Source organism: Paenibacillus allorhizosphaerae, from assembly GCF_042659105.1.
Lineage (GTDB): Bacteria > Bacillota > Bacilli > Paenibacillales > NBRC-103111 > Paenibacillus_G > Paenibacillus_G allorhizosphaerae.
In genome coordinates this window covers 1,427,890-1,448,600 of the sequence record NZ_JBHSRV010000001.1, presented here as the reverse complement: position 1 = coordinate 1,448,600, position 20,711 = coordinate 1,427,890, and the positions used below count along the sequence as shown (strand labels likewise).

The 20,711-nt window shown below is 52.7% G+C and carries 16 protein-coding genes; 8 read left to right on the top strand and 8 right to left on the bottom strand.

Features of this window, described 5'->3' with window-relative positions:
- Nucleotides 1-54: 54 nt before the first annotated feature.
- The 3 genes from ACFQI7_RS06420 to ACFQI7_RS06410 form a co-directional block, all read right to left on the bottom strand.
- Nucleotides 55-516 (bottom strand): hypothetical protein, encoded by a 462-nt coding sequence (locus ACFQI7_RS06420; protein WP_218098448.1) that lies wholly within the window; start codon nucleotides 514-516, stop codon nucleotides 55-57.
- Nucleotides 517-584: 68 nt separating this feature from the next.
- Nucleotides 585-1,403, bottom strand: coding sequence for a glycerophosphodiester phosphodiesterase (locus ACFQI7_RS06415; RefSeq protein WP_218098447.1), 819 nt, complete (start codon nucleotides 1,401-1,403; stop codon nucleotides 585-587).
- A gap of 92 nt (nucleotides 1,404-1,495) precedes the next feature.
- Nucleotides 1,496-3,055 (bottom strand): glycoside hydrolase family 26 protein, encoded by a 1,560-nt coding sequence (locus ACFQI7_RS06410; protein ID WP_218098446.1) that lies wholly within the window; start codon nucleotides 3,053-3,055, stop codon nucleotides 1,496-1,498.
- Between the two features lie 186 nt (nucleotides 3,056-3,241).
- Here ACFQI7_RS06410 and ACFQI7_RS06405 point away from each other — a divergent pair, with 186 nt between their 5' ends.
- Nucleotides 3,242-3,754 (top strand): metal-dependent hydrolase, encoded by a 513-nt coding sequence (locus ACFQI7_RS06405; RefSeq protein ID WP_218098445.1) that lies wholly within the window; start codon nucleotides 3,242-3,244, stop codon nucleotides 3,752-3,754.
- Between the two features lie 66 nt (nucleotides 3,755-3,820).
- On the opposite strand, the gene ACFQI7_RS06400 is transcribed toward ACFQI7_RS06405, so the two are convergent.
- Nucleotides 3,821-4,180, bottom strand: a complete 360-nt coding sequence (locus ACFQI7_RS06400) for an MmcQ/YjbR family DNA-binding protein (protein WP_218098444.1) — start codon at nucleotides 4,178-4,180, stop codon at nucleotides 3,821-3,823.
- A gap of 58 nt (nucleotides 4,181-4,238) precedes the next feature.
- Nucleotides 4,239-5,174 (bottom strand): SGNH/GDSL hydrolase family protein, encoded by a 936-nt coding sequence (locus ACFQI7_RS06395; RefSeq protein ID WP_218098443.1) that lies wholly within the window; start codon nucleotides 5,172-5,174, stop codon nucleotides 4,239-4,241.
- Nucleotides 5,175-5,471: 297 nt separating this feature from the next.
- On the opposite strand from ACFQI7_RS06395, the gene ACFQI7_RS06390 reads away from it, so the two are divergent.
- The 4 genes from ACFQI7_RS06390 to ACFQI7_RS06375 all read left to right on the top strand — a co-directional run bounded on the left by ACFQI7_RS06390 (nucleotide 5,472) and on the right by ACFQI7_RS06375 (nucleotide 14,572).
- Nucleotides 5,472-5,960 (top strand): L,D-transpeptidase, encoded by a 489-nt coding sequence (locus ACFQI7_RS06390; protein WP_218098442.1) that lies wholly within the window; start codon nucleotides 5,472-5,474, stop codon nucleotides 5,958-5,960.
- A 516-nt stretch (nucleotides 5,961-6,476) separates the two neighbouring features.
- A complete protein-coding gene (locus tag ACFQI7_RS06385) occupies nucleotides 6,477-8,555 on the top strand; it encodes an efflux RND transporter periplasmic adaptor subunit (protein WP_218098441.1) in 2,079 nt (692 codons plus the stop codon).
- On the top strand, nucleotides 8,552-11,695 hold the full coding sequence (locus ACFQI7_RS06380; protein WP_218098440.1) for an efflux RND transporter permease subunit: 3,144 nt from the start codon (nucleotides 8,552-8,554) through the stop codon (nucleotides 11,693-11,695). The genes ACFQI7_RS06385 and ACFQI7_RS06380 overlap by 4 nt, the downstream gene beginning before the upstream one ends.
- A gap of 48 nt (nucleotides 11,696-11,743) precedes the next feature.
- The gene (locus tag ACFQI7_RS06375) at nucleotides 11,744-14,572 is read left to right on the top strand and encodes an RCC1 domain-containing protein (protein ID WP_218098439.1); all 2,829 of its coding nucleotides are present in this window, start codon (nucleotides 11,744-11,746) and stop codon (nucleotides 14,570-14,572) included.
- 107 nt (nucleotides 14,573-14,679) lie between these two features.
- On the opposite strand, the gene ACFQI7_RS06370 is transcribed toward ACFQI7_RS06375, so the two are convergent.
- The 3 genes from ACFQI7_RS06370 to ACFQI7_RS06360 all read right to left on the bottom strand — a co-directional run bounded on the left by ACFQI7_RS06370 (nucleotide 14,680) and on the right by ACFQI7_RS06360 (nucleotide 18,143).
- The gene (locus ACFQI7_RS06370; protein WP_218098438.1) at nucleotides 14,680-16,002 is read right to left on the bottom strand and encodes an ABC transporter substrate-binding protein; all 1,323 of its coding nucleotides are present in this window, start codon (nucleotides 16,000-16,002) and stop codon (nucleotides 14,680-14,682) included.
- 351 nt (nucleotides 16,003-16,353) lie between these two features.
- A complete protein-coding gene (locus tag ACFQI7_RS06365) occupies nucleotides 16,354-17,616 on the bottom strand; it encodes a glucuronate isomerase (RefSeq protein ID WP_218098437.1) in 1,263 nt (420 codons plus the stop codon).
- Between the two features lie 320 nt (nucleotides 17,617-17,936).
- Nucleotides 17,937-18,143, bottom strand: coding sequence for a DUF1657 domain-containing protein (locus ACFQI7_RS06360; protein ID WP_218098436.1), 207 nt, complete (start codon nucleotides 18,141-18,143; stop codon nucleotides 17,937-17,939).
- 178 nt (nucleotides 18,144-18,321) lie between these two features.
- Here ACFQI7_RS06360 and ACFQI7_RS06355 point away from each other — a divergent pair, with 178 nt between their 5' ends.
- Genes ACFQI7_RS06355 through spoVAD form a run of 3 tightly spaced genes read left to right on the top strand, consistent with a single transcriptional unit; the run spans nucleotide 18,322 to nucleotide 20,706 of the window.
- Nucleotides 18,322-19,182, top strand: coding sequence for a DUF421 domain-containing protein (locus ACFQI7_RS06355; protein ID WP_218098435.1), 861 nt, complete (start codon nucleotides 18,322-18,324; stop codon nucleotides 19,180-19,182).
- 48 nt (nucleotides 19,183-19,230) lie between these two features.
- Nucleotides 19,231-19,692, top strand: a complete 462-nt coding sequence (spoVAC, locus tag ACFQI7_RS06350; RefSeq protein ID WP_218098698.1) for a stage V sporulation protein AC — start codon at nucleotides 19,231-19,233, stop codon at nucleotides 19,690-19,692.
- On the top strand, nucleotides 19,693-20,706 hold the full coding sequence (spoVAD, locus tag ACFQI7_RS06345; protein WP_218098434.1) for a stage V sporulation protein AD: 1,014 nt from the start codon (nucleotides 19,693-19,695) through the stop codon (nucleotides 20,704-20,706).
- The last annotated feature ends 5 nt before the right edge of the window (nucleotides 20,707-20,711 follow it).

Below are 20,711 nucleotides of genomic sequence, written 5' to 3'. Positions count from 1 at the left end.
CGCAAAGAAAAAGAGATTCCCGCTTGTAAAGCGAACGGAATCTCTTTTTTTCGTCTATCGGACATATCGGGTTCGGTGCGCATAGATCCAATTTTTTTTCATATCGCGAACGAGGCCGCTCTCCTTTGCAAGCACTCGTTCCGCATATAGATCGAAGGTGGCGAAAGTGTGCGGCTCCGGTTCGACTAGCCGTATTTTACCTTGCGATTCGTATTCAAGCAGCTGCCCATGATTGGAAGCGAGCCGATGCGTTATATGCATAAGCAAAAAATCTTCCCATGTCGTCGCATCCGCCTCGCGCCAAAACCGCCATCCGCTTGCTTCCTCTTCAATGTGAATGCCGTGAATCCGCATCATATATTCCGGCAGGAACCAATGTCCTTCCGGAACGTGCCGGCACTCGGCATTCCATTCCTCGGCAAGCTGACGCAGCTCTTCTGCCATATTCAATTGCTTCGTACCCAAAAATATTGTGGACATCGTCTGAGTAATCCCCGCTTCCGTTGAACCGTTCATCGCATCGCAAATCCATGATCGATCGAGCTGTCAGCCTGACCGATCGCGTAATGAGGAGGCCGCGGTCATTACCGCTCTTTCGGAATCGTTTTCAATAACCGGACTAACCGCTCGGGTTCGTTCGTAATAACACTGTCCACCCCGAGAGAAACCATTCTCTGCATCGACTTCTTTTCGTTGACCGTCCAAGCATAAACTTTTTTATGGTGTTCACGCGCGTCGCGCATGAATTGTTCGTCAATGAGCGGATAAGCGGCGCTAATTACTTCATAATCACTCGACGCGTATAAGCTCTCAGTTACGTCGGATTTTTCGCCGATAATGCGTCCGGTCTTAATGCCTGGCCGCAGCTTCTTCACCTTTCGCAGCAATTCCGGATCGAATGAAGTAATGGTACAATCATTATCGAAATCGTGCTTTTGCAGCAGGGCGACCGTTTTTTCCGCAAGCTGTTTCTGATGGCCGTTATTTTTCAGTTCGATGTTAAGTCTGACGCGGCCTTTGGACGTTTGAATGGCTTCATCCAGCGTAGGTACGCGCTCGTCTTCGAACTGCTTGCCGAACCATGCGCCTGCGCTCGCTTTCCGTAGCTCGCCCGAATCGATTTCCCATACCGGCTTATCGATGCCCGCCGTCCTGCGCGCCGTATTGTCGTGCATCAGAATGACAACGCCGTCGGCGGTTTCCTGAACGTCAATTTCGGCGTAGCCGGCTCCGTCGCGGATCGCTTTGCGAATCGAGCTTAACGTATTCTCGGGAGCGGCTGCGGAGCTGCCTCGATGGGCGGTAACGATGTTTTTATTTTCTGCAAGCGTCTTCGGCGCAGAACCGGTAGAGGCTATATTGGCAGCGACTAAGAGGGTGAATACCATCAGAACTTTTTGCATGGGGCGCGTCTCCTGCTCGTGGTGTGTGGTGTGTTTACTATGAATATATCATACTATCATTTGAATTAGTGATAGATTGTTTTTCCGAAAAATCAAGGCGCGCCGCTGTTGATTTTATCAGGCGATTCCGTTCGGGCAATGGCCGTACCGGGGGAGGCGGCAATCGGCTCCATCTGTTTGTTGAAAGCTACGATGCGCCATGGCTTCGATGCGTCCGCCGCCGGGATATCGACATCGATTTCCCACGGCATTTCATAGCTGATGCCAAGCCTTCGGTCGCCTTGATACAGCGCTACCGCGAACGGCGTGCTTACATCTTTCATCCGGGCGTACATCATCACTTTCTGTTTGCCTGCGGGCAGCTGCGAACCGGAAAGCGGCACATATTGGTGCGGAGCGGCGTTCACGCCTTGCTCCACATAGTCCAAAAACATGTCGCTGCGGGTGATCCGCTTGTACATGCCGTCCATCAGCGCGCTTTCTCCGAGATCGTATACATACTCCATATTCGAGCGAAGCGCCTGCGCGCGGCCGAAGTTAAAATACGTCATCGCCTTGACCATCGGGAACATCCGCGGCAGGAAAGCGTACATGTAGCCTAGCTGTCCTTCTCCCCAGACATGATATGATTGATTCGTTTTCAGTACCGTGTGCGCCACGGCGCCTTCGGCAATCATTATCGGCTTGTGGCTGTAATTGGCGTACAGCGGAGCGAAATATTCGATGACGGTATGCTCCAAATCTTCCTCGCCGCCGGTAAGCGGAGTGGCATAGAGGGAAAAGCCGACCCAGTCGACATACGCATCGCCCGGATAATATTCATCAATGTTATTCGCGGGCACGAAATTCGGGGACCAGACCATCGCTACATTCGGCGCTTCCTCAGCCATAATGCTGTGAATGAGACGAAACTTTTCGACATACTTTTGCGGATCGCCATACCAAGGCACCCAGTTGCCGTTCATCTCCGAAGCATAGCGAAGGAAAATCGGAATGCCCGAAGCTTTGGCCTCGCGGGCGAAGGTGCGCACATATTCGTCGTCCTTCACGTCGTCCAGTCCGTACCGGGGTTCCCAGCCGATTTGGAGCGCTCCGCCGAGCGCCTTCACTCTGTCCGCCGTCCGTTTCGGGAAATATGTGCTCGTATCGGTCTGGAATTTGCGCCAGCCGACATAGGCTAAGTACATGGCATGTTTCTTCTCGTAGACGCCTTCGATTTTGGAAAAATCGTAGCCGACTCGCCTGTCTGCGCCGAGCATGCCCAAATAAACGCCCGACGCAGGCTCATGCTTGGCGAGCTTTTGCGGTGCGCTGCGGGGCGTTCGCACGTACAGAGCCGCTTCCGCAAGCGGCGGCACTGCAGCGGCAAGAGCACTCTTGCCATTAGCGGCGGTTTGCGATTGAAGGCTGTTCGCGTAAGCGGTCGCGCGGGCACGGTATTCATGCGCCGCATCGGGCTGGCCATTTTGATCGGCTGCATCGGCTTGACCGCTCCACCAAGCGTCGGGGCCTGGCTCTCGGGGCGCGACTGCGGGAACGGCCGCTTCGCCGCCGGTTTCCGCGCGAAACGAGGGACATGCCGCGAACGCGGCAGTAACAGCGACGAGCAATCCGTAGGTGAGTGGGATCAATAGTTTTCGTTTGTTTCTCATGGAAGGGATCATCGCTCCAAAGGGGAAAATGATTACGCTTACATCATACGGATATGCACGCTTAAAGTTTCAAATGAATATAAAAGATTCTTGGGCCTTAAGACAGTAGCGATGCGATCATATGTTTGGTATAATATGCGTGCGCTTTTCGATTGTCTGCACCTATGAAACCGGAGGACCAAAACGATGCTTCAAAAAACGCATAGCTTTGCAGGACTGCTCGCCGCCGAAGGCGTGGTGCTGTACATGCAAGACTCGCCATTCTCATGGGAATCCGCGGCGGCCCTGCTGATCGGCTGCTTGGCCGGTCCGCTCGCCGACATTGATAAACAGGGCTCGACCATGGCCAAAATTTTTTTCCCGCTGTCGGCTATCTTACGTTTGGCAAAGGTTCGCCACCGGACGATGACACACTCCATTCTGTTTCTTTTGGCGCTCGGGTTGATGTTTTCATCTCTTCCGCCGCTATTGTATTGGAGCTTCCTGCTTGCTTATGCGTCACACCCGCTGATCGACTTGTTCAACGAGCAGGGGGTCGAGCTGTGCTGGCCCGTCAAATTCAAATTTCGGCTGCTGCCGAAATTCGCTGCCATTGATACGGGAGCCGTATCCGAAACCTTGTTCCGGTATGTTTTGGCGCTGCTGACTTTGCTGCTGCCTGCGCATTATGTATGGTACAACATGATTAGTACCACATAACGATGCATCAACCTTGCGCGAGTCAAGTCGGACGCCTCGCCCACCCGCCTCAGGTACGATCGCCTCTTATTGAACGGCGAGCTGCTCCCTTACCCGTTTCGGAAGATTGGCGATGACCAGTTGATACGATTCGTCTACAAAATCGCGCAGCTCCTCCCATGGCACCGAACCGTTCAGCAAAACCGTGTTCCAATGGCGCTTGTTCATATGATAGCCGCCGAACACGACGTTCGGGTATTGCTCTCGCGTAAGCCATGCGCTGTCCGGATCGCATTTCAGGTTGACGCTAGGATAGCCCTGATAGGAGCCGAGAAGCGCAAATATTTTATCTCCGACATAAAGCACCGGCATTGCCGGGTCGAACGGATAGCGCACGGATGTGCCGGGCTTGCGGAGTCCATACGCCATAATTTGTTCGTGATTCATAGCGTTCACCTCGATTTTGCTGCTTTTCATCATCTGCGGAATATGCATAGCGACGCGATTATTCCTTGCGGAAAGCGTCGTTAGTCCGTTTCCCCGTTTGAAGCAAGCCGCGGATTTCTTCCGCTAATTGTCCGCCGCGAACAAGTGCCGCCTCGAGCGGCAGAGCTTGCGATTTATTCGGATTCGTATGGCCGACGTGCTCTTTCCAGGCGCTGCTGAGCAGACGGTGGCGCTGCAGCGTCAGAGAGAACCATGCCGGCGGATCCGCATCCTCCATGTAGTCCGGCATCGCTTCCGGATCCGCATCGAACAGGCTGTTCAGCAGCGTCTTCGCAATGATCCAATGCCCCCTGGCGTTAGGGTGAATGCCGTCGCCCGTTAGCCCTGGTTCGCCATGTTGTTCAGCTGCGCATATTTCGGTCCACAGCGGCTCGTAAATATTGACTACGGCTTCCGTTTCGCTCGTTAACGTCATGATCCAATCCGCATACCGTCCCAGCACCTCGTTATATTTAGCATAAGGCGTTTTCCAGCTATATGATGATACCGGTTCGGACCCTTGGGGCTTCGACTTTGCGTCAAAAGGCGGCGGTGTAAGCACGATCGCTTTCGCCCCCGCTTGTTTTACCGCTTGAATCGCGCGGCTCATGCCGTCTTTATAGGCTTGAAACCGTTCATTCGCGAAGGGGTGATAGATCCCGTCATTCATCCCGTAACATAACACGACCCGGTCGGGCCGGCTTTCTTCCAGTGCCCGCGCCAGCCGGTCATGAACGCAAGGCCGGGGGAAAGGATGCTCCGGCTCGCTTAGCCCCGAAGCCGTCTCGCTGCTGACGCCGAGATTGATGAAAGTGATGCCTGTCGCCGGATGATGATACCGGAAATAAGCATCCAAATACGCAATATAAAGTCCATTGTCCGTAATACTGTCGCCCAAAAATGAAATTCGCAGCGAATCCGGCAACACCGCTTCCTTCCGAATCCGTGTAACCATCCGTAACGCCTCCATATTAACGTGCTCAACAAATTATACCATTTCACGGCAATCCTGGAACGGAAAAAATGGACGAACAAGGAAAAAACTCGCGTCATCGCGGCAAGCAGGGCGAATTTCCTTTGAATTTGCGCCTCAAGCAAACTCGCTAACCAAGGTCGTACCCATTGCCTCTTTCCCGCTTCCCCATTCCGCGAATATCCCCCTAGTACAAGAGAGCAAACTATAACCATTGAAAATTCAGCCGATGACGTGAGGATGAGTATGAACAAGATGATCATAAGTCTAAGGGGCCTTATGCTTTTATTAACATTAACGCTCCTCCTGGCTTTTCCGACGTATGCAGGCGCGCTGGCGCCGAGCGCCAGACTTCCGACCGTCCCGACCGGATTGGAAGAAGAAGGCGTATATCTTGTGATCAATAAAACATCGAACCGGCTGACCGTTTTTGTGAACGGACGCCCGATGTACTATTTTGCCGTCGCGACCGGCCGAACCAAGGCCTTGACGCCGACGGGACAATTCAATATCGTGACCAAAATCGTGAAGCCGTGGTACGTGCGCAAACAAGTGCCAGGCGGACATCCGCGCAATCCGCTCGGCTCGCGCTGGATGGGGCTCAATGTACCGGGAACGGGTGGGTATACGTACGGTATACACGGGACCAACCGCCCCTATTCCATCGGCAGCAGCGCTTCTTCCGGCTGCATTCGCATGCATAACCGGGATATCGAATGGCTGTACCGCCACATTCCGCTCGGAACGGTCGTCATCATTCGGGAATAAATAAAAATTAATGTGTATAAAAGATCGGGTCCCTGCGCAACATACTATCAACGGTGAAAAAAGAGAGGTGTGGTTCCGTTGAGCGAATCAACGAGAAATACCGGGGAAGTTGTTACTGAATCGAGATAGAAGCGGAGGGATGTGCCAAAGACACGTTAGCGTAGTACCCGTACTGCGAGTAGTGTGGTGAGGTAAGACCCGAGCTTTTCGCAAGGTTCAAGTGCAAAAGTACCATAAAATCGAATTCACCGTTGAGAAGGATCCCGCATGGGGTCCTTTTTCTTTTCCGCTTATCCTTTATTGGAGCTGTCTTTTCCCCGTAAAAGGTGGTTATTTTGAAGATTTTCACACTTTTTTCACATTTACATCACAATTTGATCATGAATGTAAGCTAATTTGAACTTAGGACAGTGCGCCCATAGGGGAAGAGCGGCTGAAATTTTTAATGTTCAATATCCGTTTATGGGACCGGAAAGCGTTTACTTTACCGCAAGTAGAGCACATGGAGGAATGGTCATGATCAGGTGGATGCAAAACGTATCGAAAAAATGGTTGATGGTAACGATCGCGGTCATTGCCGTCGTTGCCGTTGCCGGCGTTACTTTTCTGAACGGAGGGGTGGGGAAGCCAAAGCAAGGCGCGGCGGGACAGCCTAATCAGCAGCAGCAGCGTTCCGGCCCTCGCCAATTTGCGGTTGAAACACAAACGGTAAAGATGCAGGACGTGGGAGGCGGACAGGTATTTACCGGCTCTATCACGCCTCAGTATACGACTAACGTTTCCTCCCGGGTTACGGGCCGTGTTACCGATGTCATGGTGAAGGTGGGCGACTATGTCAAAAAGGGCCAGCCGCTCGCCCAGATCGATACGACCCAGCTGCAGCAGCAAATATCGCAATCGCAAGCCAGTTTGGCTGTCACGGCCGCCCAATACGAGAAGGCACAGAGCGATCAAGTCAACAGTATAGCAACGACGGAGAAACAGCTGGAAGTGCAGAAAGCGAACTTGGCCAAGGCGATCCAAGATCAGCAAAACTCGGTCGCCGCCGCACAGCAGCAAGTCGCCGTTTCGCAAGCAAGCTATAATAAAGCGGTCAGCGACCAGATGAACACGATCGCAACGGCAAAGCAGACGGTCGCTCTGGCGCAGCAAACGTTGAATACGCAAATCAATACATATAATCAAAACCTCGCTACCGCTCAAAATACGTTGAGCCAGCAGCAGGACAGCCTGCAAGGGCAAACGACCACTTCATCCAACTCGCTGCAAAGCCGTCAGTTGGAAGTGCAACAAGCAGCAATCGCCTACCAGAACGCGCTGGCCAAAGGCGACAAAGCGGGCATCGACAGCGCGATCGCCAAGTTACAATCGGCACAGCTTGCGTACGACCAGTCGCAGCAGGCGCCGACCACGGCCCTTGTCAACGCGCAATCCGCGCTGACCAAAGCAGAGGCGGACCTGGCGGCCGCACAGAGCTCCCAAATCGTACAAACGGCGCAGGAACAGCTGAACCGCGATTTATTGACGCTCACGAATGCGCAGAACAACTTGGCAATCATTATGGAATCCAACCAGCAATCGCTGAAAAAAGACCAGCTTTCGTTGCAAAACACGTTGGCTTCGCTCGAGACGAACTTGAACGTATCGAAAGCGCAGGTAGCCCAAACCGAACAAACGCTGGAAAACAATAAATCGGCAAGTTTGACGGTAAACGATGCCCAATTGCAGCAGGCGCAAAACAACCTGCGCGTTCTGGAAGAGCAGCTGCAGGACGGGGTGCTTTCTTCGCCGGTGGATGGGGTCGTCACGTCGATTAACACGCCGATCGGACAAAATGCGGGGAACAATGGCAACATCGTGTCCATCGCCGCGCTGGATCCGGTTCAGGCGAGCGTCAGCGTGTCCGAGGCCAATGTAGGCAAGATCAAGATCGGCATGGAAATGAAGGTCAACGTCCCGACGTTAGGGAAATCGTTCGACGGCGTTGTAACGGTCATCCGTCCTACGCTTGATTCAGTTACGAAGTCGTACGGCATCGACATTAAAATAAACGATCCGAAGAAGGAACTGCTTCCGGGCATGTTCGCTTCGTCAAGCTTGAAAAACGAAGGTCGCAAAGCCATTATGATTCCTGCCGACGCGGTCATCAGCCAGCCGAGCGGAAATGCGGTTTTTATCGTACAGGAAGGCAAAGCGAAAAAAGTGTCTGTCAAGGTCGGAGCCCTCACAAGCGCGATGTTTGAAATAACGAGCGGACTGAAGGAAGGCGACGAAGTCGTCGTGAAAGGCCAGGAGATGCTTTCCGACAAGGCGGCCGTTCAAGTCGTTCAACCAGGCCAGGAAGGCAGCCAGCAGCAGGGTGCCGGGCAAAAGCAGCAAGGGCAGCAAAACAATCAACAGAATGGTCAACAGAACGGTCAGCAAAAGCAAAACAACCAACAAAACAATCAGCAGCGGCAGCAGGGCCAAAACCAAGGGCAGACGCCGGCAAACGGTCAGACGCAGCAGCAGGGTCAGGGACAGCGTCCGGCACAAGGTAACGCTCCGGCTAACGGCACGCAAGGTCAGGCCGAAAGAGCAGGTGGAGGTCAGTGAATTTAGCGAATTTTTCAGTCAATCGGCCCGTAACGATTTTGATGCTAATGATTGCGCTTGTGATCGTCGGATCGATCGCAGCGCCTTTGCTTCCGGTTGACTTGTATCCGAATATGGAGATTCCTACCGCTACCGTATCGGTAAGCTGGTCGGGGGCTTCGCCGGCGCAGGTGGAAAGCCAGGTGACGAAAAGGGTAGAGGCGTCGATGGCAACCATAGCCAATGTCACCTCGGTTACGTCAAATTCACGAACCGGCTCAAGTAACGTCACCTTGCAGTTTAATTACGGCACGGATATAGAACAAGCGACACTGGAGATGCGCGACAAGCTGGACCGGGTGCGGCGCCAGCTCCCGACCGATGCCGATGCGCCTGTCGTGTCCCGTGCGGACCCGAACAGCGCGCCGATCATGAGCCTCTCGCTGTACGGCAGCGATATGGATCTGATTTCGCTGCGGGACTTGGCCGACAATATCGTCAGCCCGGCGATGCAGCGAATTGAAGGCGTCGCATCCGTAGGGGTTACCGGCGGGCGGGTTAGGCAGATCCAGGTGCTCCTTGACCAGAACAAACTTACCCAATACGGACTCACCTTCAACCAAGTGACGCAGGCGCTTTCGAATGATAACCAGTCGACCGACGCCGGTCTCGTATACAAAGGGCAGCAGCTCGTGCCATTACGCATCAACGGCGAGTTCAAATCGACGGGTGAAATCGAGAAAGTGCGCATTCCGCTTTCCCGCGGACAATCGATTCCGGTCTCGGAAGTCGGAACCATCGTCGACAAGTACCAGGATGTCACCTTCGATGCGCGGCGTAACGGCGAAACAAGTGTCAGCTTGTCGATTTTGAAGCAGTCGGACGGCAATACCGTATCGGTTGCGGACAACATTCGCGAGGCACTGATCGATATCAGAAGCAAGCTTCCGGAAGGCGTCAAGATCGACGTGTTGAACGATACTTCGAAATTTATTAAAAACTCCGTTAATACCGTTATCGAGCATACGCTGCTAGGAGCCGTATTCTCGATTATTGTTTTGATGCTGTTCCTGAACAGCATTCGCGCGACGCTCATTATCGGCGTCGTCATTCCGATTTCGGTTGTCAGTACGTTCAGTATGATGTATTTCGCCAATCAGACGATCAACACGATTACGCTCGGAGGACTTGCGCTCGGCCTCGGCTCTCTCGTTGACTTTGCCGTCGTCGTGCTTGAAAGTATTTTCCGGAAAAAAGAAGAAGGCTTGTCTCCGGTAGAAGCGGCCAAACAGGGCACCGCGGAGGTCGGTACGGCCGTACTCGCTTCCGCGCTTGCCCAAATCGCCGTATTCGCGCCGACGGTATTCATTAACGGCATTATCAAAAACTTTTTCGCACCGATGGCTTTGACGATCAGTTTTTCCCATATCGCCGCATTGTTTGCGGCGATTACGCTCGTGCCGATGCTCGCCGCCAAACTGTTGACGAAGCATCATTCCGAGGAACTGCCGGAAGGGCGGTCCTACAACCCGGCCGTTTGGTTCGGCCGAGGAATGAACCGTTTCACGAACGGGTACACTGCATTGCTTCGATGGTCGCTCGGTCATCGCTGGACGATTGTCTTGATCACGGTCGCAATGCTCGGAGGCAGCGTTTATTTGGCCCGATTCGTCGGCTCGGAGATGATGCCGCGAACGGACGAAGGGCAGTTGAATATTAACATCAGCTTGCCGCAAGGCACGAAGTTCGAGATCACCAATGACATTGCCAGCAAGGTAGAAGACAAACTGAAGGATATTCCGGACATCGAAACGGTATTTACGACGGTCGGCAGCAGCGGGGGCGGTTCGTTCCAAACCGCATCCACGAACTCGGCCAACATTTCGGTTACGCTGAAGCCGATCCATGAGCGGAAGATGAAAACCGAGAAGGTCGTTGAACAGATCCGTACGTTCACGACAAGCTACCCCGGCGCACAAATCAACGTCAACGCCCGTTCTTCCGTCAGACTTCCGGGTCTCGGCGGCGGCGGCGGCGCCGATATTACCGTAAGCTTGAACGGTCCGGATATGGCGGTGCTCGGCAAGCTGGGAGACATTGTCGCTGAAGAGCTGCGCAGCATACCAACGCTGCGGAGCGTCCAAAATACGCTGGAACGCAGCGTGCCGGCTTTTGACTTGACGATCGACCGCGACGCGGCTTCCTATTACGGCGTTACGAGGCGGGAGGTCATGACTTCCTTGCGGACGGCATATCAAGGCTCCGTAGCGACGCAGTTCAAAACGGGAGATACGCAGATCGCGGTAGTCGTGAAATATCCGCAGGAATTTACCAACAATTTGGAAAATTTGAATCAAATTATTATTAACGGTGCAGGCGGAGCGCAAATTCCTCTCAGCGCCATTGCCAAAGTGGAGCCAGGCTCCAGCCCGGTACAAATTCGCCATATTAACCAGCAGCGTCTCACGACCGTGCAAGCCTCGGTCAGCGGAGCGGCCATCGGCGATGTGGAGAAGCTGGTTCAAGAACGGCTGGATACGATTCAGGCACCGGACGGATACTCGATTTCGCTGGCGTCGAAGAGCAGCACTAATGATACATTCAAAAGCTTGTATATGATGCTGATCCTTTCCGTCGTCTTGGTCTACATGGTCATGGCGAGCCAGTTCGAATCGCTGTATGGTCCTTTTATCATCATGTTCTCGCTGCCTCCGACATTTATTGGCGCGATTCTCGGCCTCTGGCTGACTGACCGGACGATCAATATGAACTCCGTCATGGGGATGATCATGCTGGTCGGGATCGTGGTGAACAACGCGATCGTGCTGATCGATTACACGAACCAGCTGCGAAAACGCGGGTTTACGCTGCGCGATGCGCTGCTGGAAGCGGGAAGAATCCGGCTGCGTCCGATCATGATGACGACGGCGACTACCGTTTTGGCGATGCTGCCGCTTGTTATCGGATTCGGCGAAGGCGCTGAAGCTCAAGCTTCCATGGCAACCGTGGTCGCTTTCGGATTGACGTTATCGACCATGATCACGCTCGTGCTTGTGCCGGTTGTTTATATGCTGATGGATGGCGGGATTGATGTCATCCGCCGCAAGTTTAAACGGCAAGCCCCTCCATCCCTACAGACGGACAATACCCCTACCGCCTAGACAGGTACGGGCAAACCTATGAATAAAGCATGGAGGAGAAGCGGAACTATGAATGCAACCATACACACCAAATTCAATCTGGCGCTATTACTGAAGATCGGATTGGCTTTGCTCGTTATTTTCGGCTCCTTCGCAGCCGCGAGACCGGCCTGGGCGGACGCGTCCTCCCAGGCGGGAGAAGCCGGAATCGCGCAAATTACCGGCGGTCTCGGACACACCGTCGCTCTGAAAACGGACGGAACCGTGTGGACCTGGGGCGATAATCAGCGCGGAAAGCTGGGGGCCGGGAAGCTCGTCAACCGGTATACGCCGAGCCGGTTGAGCGATTTAACCGACGTGAAGGCGATCGCATCGGGAAACAACCATACGCTCGCTCTCAAGAAAGACGGTTCCGTCTGGGCGTGGGGAGGCAACAACTCCGGACAGTTGGGAGACGGCACCAGAAAAGATAGCGGTACCCCGGTCCATGTCGAAGGCCTGAACTCCATTATGGCCATCGCCGCGGGAGCAAACCATTCCGTCGCTCTTCGCGAAGACGGCGTCGTGTTTGCTTGGGGAGACAATGATTACGGCCAACTCGGCGATGTGACAACGGAAGATCACGATACGCCGAAAGAGGTTGTTGGATTACCCGAAATTACAAGCATCGCATCAGGCGTCAACCACGTGCTAGCCGTAACGAAAGAGAAAACCGTTGTCGGCTGGGGCGATAACAACGGTGGGCAACTGGGGTACGGTACGGTCGGAGGCAAAAGAACGTACCGTGTATTCGTCGAGTTCATCCAGGACGTCAAAGCGGTAGCCGCGGGAAACAACTTTTCGCTTGCGCTCAAAGAAGACGGCTCGGTATTTGCTTGGGGGTCGGATACGACAGGGCAGTTGGGAAACTCGTACGGTTACCACTACATTAACGTCGCTGCGAATCCCAAAGTGGTCACAGGCTTAAGGGGGATCACGGCCATTGCAGCCGGTAACACGCACGCGATGGCGATGTCCAAAGACGGCGATTTGTACACTTGGGGCGGCAATCAATTCGGTCAGCTCGGCATCGGCAATACCGATAATAAATTGATTTTCAGCAAAATCGCCGGATTCGAACATACGACCCTTATCGGAAGTGGTGCATTCCATGCGATGGCAATGAAGGCGGACGGTTCGGTATGGACGTGGGGGAGCAATGTAATGGGGCAGCTCGGTGACGGTTCGACAACGAACCGTACTACACCCGTCATGCTTCCGAGGTTTTCGCTGATTGTGAATAAGACCGATATACCTGAAAGCACGTTATCCTACTCCAACTCGATCACTCCGTTTCCGATTGCCGCCGGTGACGGCTTTACTGCGGTAATCAAGGACGGCCAAGTGTGGACGTGGGGAGAAAACACCTTCGGACAGCTCGGGATCGGATCGAGCGTCTTCAAAAATACGCCGCAACCGGTAAGCTCGCTTCCGGATTCCGTGCTGCTTTCCGCAAAACTCGCGCAAGCAGCGGCGCTCCAGAAGGACGGAACCGTACGGGCATGGGGCAGCAATATTTCGGGCCAGTTTGGCGATGGAACGACAGAGAATAAAAATATTCCTGCTGCCGTACCGGCTTTGACGGACGTCGTTTCTATCGGTTCTGGTACTAATTTCAGCGTATTTCTGAAAAAGGACGGTTCAGTGTGGACGACAGGCGACAATTCTTTCGGCCAACAAGGCGATGGATTGGCCGAAGATCGCACCTCACCTGCGAAGGTGGAGGGCCTTCCGTTAATTCAAGCTGTGGCGGCGGGCGGTTATCATGTTCTCGCGCTGACGCCGGACGGACACGTATGGTCCTGGGGCGATAACAGTTCAGGTCAGCTGGGCGATGGCACGACGATGCCGCGCCGCAGTCCTGTCGCCGTTCCCAAACTGGAAGAAGTGACGGCGATCGCTGCCGGCCGCAATTTCTCTCTTGCCTTGAAAGCGGACGGATCGGTGTGGGCTTGGGGCTACAACGCGTTCGGTCAATTGGGGGACGGGACAACGTCCAGCCGAAAAGAACCGGCGCCGGTAAGCGGTTTGTACGGAGTGAAATCGATCGCTGCCGGTGCATACCATGCAATTGTCGTCAAATCGGACGGAACGGTATGGTCCTGGGGCAACAACTTGTTCGGACAATTGGGCGATGGTACTACGGAGAACCGGAGTACGGCGGTGCAGGTGAAAGCGGCGACAGGCATTCAATATGTTGCGGCGGGTACTTACCATTCCGCGGCGATCGATAAGAACGAGGCCGTATGGACATGGGGCTCCAACGGGGGAGGTCAATTAGGAGACGGCGAGTACAAGAGCCGTTCGATTCCCCAAGTGATTGTCGGGTTCAATCCGATGTTTAGCGACTTGGCCGGTCATTGGGCGCAATCATCCATTGACGCGGCAGTACAACAAGGGATGGTAGACGGCTATCCGGACGGCACCTTCCATCCGGACAGCTCGATTGCCCGCAGCGAGCTTGTGAAGCTAGTCGCCTCGGCGCTGAAGTTGAATACCCCTGTACAAGAGGCGGGACAGCCATGGTACGTGCCTTATGAAAAAGCATTGCAGGATGCGGGGATTCTCCGACAGGACGACTTGCAGGGTGCTTGGGAAGACGCTGCGACCCGAGGCGAGCTGGCCCGGATAGCGGTACGCGCTTCCTCGAATGTCCCTAGCGCATCTGCTGTGGATACAGCCAGTGCGATGCAGGAAGCTTTAAAGAAGGGCATTATGCAAGGGTTGGACGGGGGGAGACTCGCACCGGAGGACACGACAACGCGCGCGCAGGCGATCGTTGTCGTGGAACGTCTTCTTGCCGTGAAAGCCGGGACTGTTTTGCCCGTAGACGTCCAGTCACTTGTGAAGACGCCATAAGCAACGACATAAAAAAACCTCTCTTTTCGGAAACGAAAGGAGAGGTTTTTTCGGTCATAAACGCCTTACGAACGGATAATCCGATTGTCTTGGCTGCCGCGGTAGGGTTATTTCATTTCCGAAAGCTTTTGATCGGATTTTTCCTGTATTTCGCGAATAAGTGTATTTACGTCTTTGTTGCCGGTAGCGATATCTTTTCTACCGTTGTTGATTTCCGTGCGAACCGTCGCATCATATCTCGTAATGACATGCGGTACGCGGGGCGTGGTTTTGAAGAACGCTTGAACGTTTTTGCCTTTGTATTCGGGCAGCTTGGAGCCGTAAGCCTTTTTGATTTCTTCGTTCTTCATTACCGTTGGCGTGCCGTATTCGCTCATCAACCGCTGCACTTCATCGGAAGTGATCGCTTTAATGACGTCCATTGCGGCATCTTTGTTTTTGCTTACGTTAGAAATGGCGAGCATATGGATGTCGACTTCCCGTCCTTGACCCAAATCTTCTTTAAAATTGGGCAGCGATACGACATCCCAGTTGACATTGGCCAAATCCGATTTGGCGTTCATAATTTGCAATGCCCAAATCGGTCTCATGGCAACATTGCGATCTTTGATGAAGCCGCCGGTGCCGTAATCGTATTTTCCCGCGTTCACAAATCCGGGAACCGCGTACGCCCGTTTTAACATGTCGAATATTTTTTTCCACTGGTCGTTGTTAACCAAAGCCTTCATCGTTTGGGTGTCCACATATGGCAAGGAAAGCGCTTGACCGATATCGGTAGCCACGCCCGGATCAAAGCCGATATAATTGATTCCATCCTGGGTACGCGTCAGCTTGCGGCCCAGCTCAACGGTTTCGTCCCAAGTCATGCCGTCTTTCGGATACGCCACGCCGAATCGGTCGAATATATCTTTATTGTAGATGAGCACGCCCAAATTGGTTGAGAACGGAATCGCATACAGCTTTCCTTTGTCGTCGAACGTTTTCACTGCATTGATGAAGGTCGGGTCAAACCGGTTCAAATCGAGGTTATGCTTTTTGACCAAATCGTTCATGTCGTATTGGAGTTCTTTGAGTAAATAGGGGGGGAACTGGGGGTTGCTGCCATAATTGATGTCGGTAAAATTGCCCGCAGCCACCAGCTCATCCATCGTCGTGCCTTTTGCATCTTTCACGACTTCGAAGGTGACATGAGGTAACTTTTGTTTGAGCGGCTCGAGTATAAATTGCTGCAGCCGGTCGTCCGAGATCCCGTTGCTTTGGTTAAACATCGTAACGGTTACGGGCTTGGGCGGTGCGGTGTCCGCCTGTTTATTGCCGGGAGGATCCGACGTATTGCCGTCGGGATTTCCTGCGTTCCCGCATGCGGTGAGAGCGGTTACAACAAACAATGCGGTGAAAAAGCAAACCGTAGTTCTATGAAACTCTTTCATCGAAAAAGCCCCTTTCTTGAAATCGGCATGGATTTTTCAATCGGCAGCGAATTCAGCAGCGAATAGGCATCGGTATCGATCATCTCTAAGTTTCGTAAAGCGACCTACGGAAAAACAAGCTGGCGTACTTCTGCATCCCCTCCGTGAGCAGTATCTATCAATAAAACGGAATATTACCCATTTAATGCGATTTTATCATATTGCCCCATCGCTGCATATAATGAAATCGCTGCGTTCAGGCTTTGCCGAAATATATTGCTGCCAGGGCAATGACTAACAACCTCCCTGCGATTGAACAGGGAGGCTATCACGAGTGATTTCCTACATCGGAGATCGGTGTCCGACGTCATTTTATAGAGTAGGGTCCGGTTTTCCAAGGAATTTCCAGAAGACGCCGCCAAGCAAATCTTCCACATCCCGGCGAATTTCCTCTTCGGTGAGACGCCATCCGGTATCGAATAAATCGCCGTATTTGTCGCATAACACTTTGGCGATAATGCCGCGGGAATGATCCCATTTGTACAGCAATTGATCGAGGATGCGGCAATCGGAATGCTGCGGAATGACGCTGCCGCCAAGCAGCTCCAGTCTCATTCGCGTAATCTCTTCGATCAAGCTCGGGTTGTTCAAAAACCACCAGCAGCCGAATACGAGCAGATTGCGGTTTTTCCGTGCTGTCACGGCGAGCTCATGCTGATTTTCGCGGGATAGCATCGTTACGAGGAATTTAACATCCTGGTACTTGCTGACGATCCGCTCCACCGTTCCGATATCGCTTTTGCCCACGCTGTCGCCCGCATCTTTAAGCGAAGGATTCACTTTCCGTTTCACGCCGATCATCATCGCAAACGGAATGTCGGCTTCCCGGGCCACAGGAATGATGCACTCGTCGATAATGCGGACGCGAACGGAATCCTCGGGATATGCAAAATCGTTAGGCAAAGATACGGCCATATACAGCGGGTTCATACGGCCGATCCAATCCTTGAGAAACCGGCGTATTTCGGCCATCGTTTCGCCCGAAAGATCCTGCTGCACCTGGTATCCTTGCTCGACAAGCTTTGTCCATGAAGTATCCCACAAATTAAGCAGCGGGTCGATCCGAAGCGCAGCAAGGAAGCGGGAATCCGTGCTTCCTCCTTTCTCCCATACACCCCGTTCATAGGCGTCGAACGGATCGTTCGTCATGACCACGGTTTTTACTTTGGCAAGCTCGAGAATGCGATTGATGTAATCGCTTGCTTTCACGTTGCGGAAGTAGGTGCGGTATTCCTCCAAATCCCGCTTCGATACATCGAATCCAAGTCGGTTCAGGACCGTCACAACCCCGCGGCATGCTTCGCTGTACGGTGTGTGCTCAATAAACAGCGTTTGCCAGATAAGGTCCGCTTGCTCCTGCTTGGACATTTGCCAGAAAGCGTCATAAGATAAGTCCGGCCGAAAACGAAAAGTTTCGGCAATCAAGTAATGATAAGTGAGCAATTCATCGACGCCCCACAGCAGCAAATCGCCAAACGATTCTGCGAACAAATGCGTATGAATGTCGGTCACCGGCGTCGTTTTTACCGTTTCCGATACAAAAGAAAGCAGCTGCTCTTTCGATTGAATAGTCATGAAAATGAATCGCCTCTCTCCGCAAGAAAAGTTTATGTTAACGTGAACAATGAACATATTATAACATTGATTTTAAAAAACGCCTATAGTTTGGGCTCCAGCACAAACTTATTTTTTATATGAGGCATATGATGCACAAGCGAGCCGACTTCCCGGATGGAGGAACTTGTATGGAGCCGTTAAATAATCGGGTTCTGCTAATTCTTGTCTTGTTTGTACTGCTTCTGATCGTCGTGTCGTTTGTATAGCCAGGCACAAGCAAAAAGAAAACAGCCTTTCACCTGATCGGGGAAGGCTGTTTTGCTGTGTACCGCAACGGATTAGAAGCCTTTGTATTGCGGCTCTTCGCTTTCGAGCTGCTGCACGCGGCTGCTCACTTGATCCACGATTTGCTGCGTTTGCTTTGCGCAGTTTTCAAAAACCGATTTTGCTTCCTGATTTTGCGTGCTCAGCGCGAACGTTTCAAGACTTGCTTGCGCGCTTTTCAAGGAAGCCAACGTTGTTTTCACCTGGGATGCCACTGTCATTATTCTCACCTCCACCCCGATAATATGTACAATCTGTATTCGGGTAATGAATGTAAAAAATATCCTATAAATAACAATTCCGATTTTGACAAATAATTTGTATGTTCCAGCAGTCCAGCAGCAGCCTTGTGTGCGTGTGACTTTGCATGGTTTGCCTCAATACAAAGGAGTGAGTAGCTTGCCGGAGTGGACACACATTGCGGTGCGATCCTTGGCCGCTGTTGCCATTTTATTTTTATTGACTCGCATATTAGGAAAAAAACAAATTGCCCAGCTTACGTTTTTCGAATATGTCGCGGGCATCACGCTCGGGGAAATCGCTGGTTTTATTTCTACCGATATCGAAGCTCATTTTATGCTTGGAATAACGGCCATATTGGTCTGGTTTTCCGTTCCGTTCCTGTTCGAATTCATTACCTTGAAAAGCAAAAGAATTCGCGAATTGGTTGAGGGAAAAGGAACGATTTTTATCAAAGAAGGCAAAGTACTGGAAGATAACTTAAAGAAAGAACGGTATTCTACGGACGAATTGCTTGGGCAGCTGCGAAAGAAAAACGTGTTTAACATGGCCGATGTCGAATTCGCCGTTCTTGAAGCGACGGGAGAATTGAGCGTTTTGCTGAAAGCGGAAAATCAGCCGCTGACACCGAAAAAGCTGGGCATTAAAGTCGGGCCGGAACAGGAAACGCAAACGGTCATCATGGACGGAAGCATAATGGACGAGCCGCTGGCCACTCGTGGATTGAGTCGGGAATGGTTGCTGACGGAGTTGGAGAAAATAGGCGTAACCTTGGAGAATGTGTTCATCGGGCAGGTGGATTCCTACGGTCAGCTACAGATAGATGTATACGACGATATGCTCCAACTCCCGCAGGCGTCTCAAAAGGAGACACTGCTCGCTACGCTCAAAAAATGCGAAGCGGATCTGGCTTTGTACAGCCTGTCAACGGACAAATTTTTAGCTAAGCGCATGTACGGTCGCTGCTCGGAGCAAATGGCCGGGGTTATCGAATCCGTGATGCCGCTGCTCAAACGGTAATTCATCGATCATACGAAGGGGGAATCGCAGTTGTCAACGAAGACAAAGATGCAGAAACTAACTTGGACACAGCAGGAATATCAGGAATTCGCCAAAAAGCGGGAACCGGCACGTCCCGTATTCAAAAATTGTATCCGCGCATTTTTGGTTGGCGGGTTTATTTGTCTCATCGGCCAATGCTTGATGCAAATGTTCATTAACGTATTTGGCTTCACGCAGCAAACGGCAGGGAACCCCACGGTCGCCGTGCTTATTTTTATTTCCGTCGTACTGACCTGCCTCGGCGTATACGACAAAATTGCGCAATGGGCGGGTGCCGGCTCGGCCGTTCCGGTTACCGGTTTTGCCAACTCCGTTTGTTCAGCGGCGTTGGAGCATAAAAGCGAAGGACTCGTTCTCGGCGTTGGCGGCAATATGTTCAAGCTCGCAGGTTCCGTCATCGTATTCGGTACGGTCGCCGCGTTCATTATCGGATTAATTCACCTGGCGCTTGGCATAGGGGGGAAATAAATGCTGAAAGGGTATCAAAGCTGGGAGTTTACGAACCGTCCCGTCATTATCGGAACCGCAACCGTCGTCGGACCGGACGAAGGCTCAGGGCCTTTGGGAGATCAGTTCGATATCGTGCACGCCGATACGATGGTCGGACAGGATAGCTGGGAAAAAGCGGAGAAAAGACTGCTGGAGGAAGCGGCCAAACTCGCCATCGAAAACGCTGGCCTGACGAAGGACCACATCCAATTTTACGTCGGCGGAGATTTGCTTAACCAAATCATCAGCAACAGCTTTGCCGTCCGTACGATGCAAATCCCGTATTTGGGCATATTCGGTGCCTGCTCCACGTCGATGGAGGGTCTTGCGATCGCATCGATGATGGTCGATTCCGGGTTCGGCCATCAGGTGATGGCCGGTACTTGCAGCCATAACAGCACTGCGGAAAAGCAGTTCCGCTACCCGACCGAATACGGCTCGCAGAAGCCTCCTACAGCGCAATACACCGTAACGGGAGCGGGGGCGGCCGTCGTGGCGAAAGAAGGCAAAGGGCCGGTCGTCACGGGGGCGACCATCGGGCGGGTTATCGATATGGGGATCAAGGACCCGTTCAACATGGGGGCGGCGATGGCTCCGGCGGCGGTGGATACAATGCAGTCCCACTTTCGCGACTTCGGGCGCGAACCCGGCTACTATGATCTGATCGTAACCGGCGACTTGGCTTCGGTAGGCTACGACATTGCTTGCGGTTTGCTGGAAAAACATAAAATTCCGATCAAACAAACGAATTATTACGATTGCGGACTGATGATTTACGATCTGGAAAAACAAAACGTACAGGCGGGAGGAAGCGGCTGCGGCTGCTCGGCAACCGTCACTTATGGACATATATTGAAAAGAATGAGCAAGGGCGAGCTGAAGCGCGTGCTTGTCGTGGCGACCGGGGCGTTGTTATCCCCTTTATCCTTTCAGCAGGGCGAAAGCATTCCGTGCATCGCGCACGCGGTAGCGATAGAAAGCGAGGAAAAATAAATGAA

What these genes read in the sequence shown, in the direction of transcription:
- spoVAD (WP_218098434.1), top strand. Translation starts at nt 19,693, where the DNA reads ATGCTGAAAGGGTATCAAAGCTGGGAGTTTACGAACCGTCCCGTCATT.
- ACFQI7_RS06400 (WP_218098444.1), bottom strand. Translation starts at nt 4,180, where the DNA reads ATGAATCACGAACAAATTATGGCGTATGGACTCCGCAAGCCCGGCACA.
- ACFQI7_RS06370 (WP_218098438.1), bottom strand. Translation starts at nt 16,002, where the DNA reads ATGAAAGAGTTTCATAGAACTACGGTTTGCTTTTTCACCGCATTGTTT.
- ACFQI7_RS06365 (WP_218098437.1), bottom strand. Translation starts at nt 17,616, where the DNA reads ATGACTATTCAATCGAAAGAGCAGCTGCTTTCTTTTGTATCGGAAACG.
- ACFQI7_RS06360 (WP_218098436.1), bottom strand. Translation starts at nt 18,143, where the DNA reads ATGACAGTGGCATCCCAGGTGAAAACAACGTTGGCTTCCTTGAAAAGC.
- ACFQI7_RS06410 (WP_218098446.1), bottom strand. Translation starts at nt 3,055, where the DNA reads ATGAGAAACAAACGAAAACTATTGATCCCACTCACCTACGGATTGCTC.
- ACFQI7_RS06420 (WP_218098448.1), bottom strand. Translation starts at nt 516, where the DNA reads ATGAACGGTTCAACGGAAGCGGGGATTACTCAGACGATGTCCACAATA.
- ACFQI7_RS06415 (WP_218098447.1), bottom strand. Translation starts at nt 1,403, where the DNA reads ATGCAAAAAGTTCTGATGGTATTCACCCTCTTAGTCGCTGCCAATATA.
- ACFQI7_RS06385 (WP_218098441.1), top strand. Translation starts at nt 6,477, where the DNA reads ATGATCAGGTGGATGCAAAACGTATCGAAAAAATGGTTGATGGTAACG.
- spoVAC (WP_218098698.1), top strand. Translation starts at nt 19,231, where the DNA reads ATGCAGAAACTAACTTGGACACAGCAGGAATATCAGGAATTCGCCAAA.
- ACFQI7_RS06405 (WP_218098445.1), top strand. Translation starts at nt 3,242, where the DNA reads ATGCTTCAAAAAACGCATAGCTTTGCAGGACTGCTCGCCGCCGAAGGC.
- ACFQI7_RS06390 (WP_218098442.1), top strand. Translation starts at nt 5,472, where the DNA reads ATGCTTTTATTAACATTAACGCTCCTCCTGGCTTTTCCGACGTATGCA.
- ACFQI7_RS06395 (WP_218098443.1), bottom strand. Translation starts at nt 5,174, where the DNA reads ATGGTTACACGGATTCGGAAGGAAGCGGTGTTGCCGGATTCGCTGCGA.
- ACFQI7_RS06375 (WP_218098439.1), top strand. Translation starts at nt 11,744, where the DNA reads ATGAATGCAACCATACACACCAAATTCAATCTGGCGCTATTACTGAAG.